At 25.6% G+C, this 593-nt stretch carries 1 protein-coding gene and 1 pseudogene; both read left to right on the top strand.

The window, feature by feature from the left end:
• Positions 1-146: 146 nt before the first annotated feature.
• Positions 147-401: a hypothetical protein gene (locus B2G44_RS02240; protein ID WP_078123196.1), complete on the top strand. Its 255-nt coding sequence runs from the start codon at positions 147-149 to the stop codon at positions 399-401.
• Positions 392-593 (top strand): annotated as a pseudogene (locus B2G44_RS02235) (Holliday junction resolvase RuvX); the annotation flags it as partial. The gene B2G44_RS02240 and the pseudogene B2G44_RS02235, both read left to right, overlap by 10 nt.

The following is a 593-nucleotide window of genomic DNA, read 5'->3' as shown; positions in this document are numbered from 1 at the left end:
GAGTAAATTATGGAAAGCCGGATGCTTGGAAACTTGCTTGTCCGGTTTGGACGGGGGCTGATTGTAAATAAAACAGCAAATAAAAATCGCTGCATAAAACGCAATTAATCTATCCGTATTGCGATAATATCGATATTGATGAAAATATGTTGAAAAATCTTTTAGATTATTTAATACAAAAATTAAAAATTAATTTTTTATGTTTATATAAGCAAAAATCTGAATATTTTGTTTTGGTTTGTAAAAGTAATATTGATAGTATTAATACTAAAAATTTTATAAATCGTGTAAATATTATCATTGAAGGAAAAGGTGGAGGAAATGCAACTTTTGCTAAAAGTATTAGTTATCATAAAGATAAATTAATAATATTGCAGCAAGAATGGTTAAAATGTTTATAAAAGAGCAATTATATCAAAAAGAAAATTTTTTAGGTTTAGATTTGGGAGAAAAAACTTTGGGAATTTCATTTTCTCAATTTGGAATTATTGCCAAAAATTTAAAAACTATTAAATTTCAAAGGCATCAATATCATCAATTAGTTTTACCTTTATCCAAAATAATTACTGAACTTAATAGGGCGTCAAAGAGGC

The organism is Candidatus Phytoplasma citri (genome assembly GCF_002009625.1).
In the GTDB taxonomy this organism is placed as follows: domain Bacteria; phylum Bacillota_I; class Bacilli_A; order Acholeplasmatales; family Acholeplasmataceae; genus Phytoplasma; species Phytoplasma citri.
The sequence above is the reverse complement of the archived record's forward strand: the minus strand, read 5'-3'. Positions and strand labels throughout refer to the sequence as shown.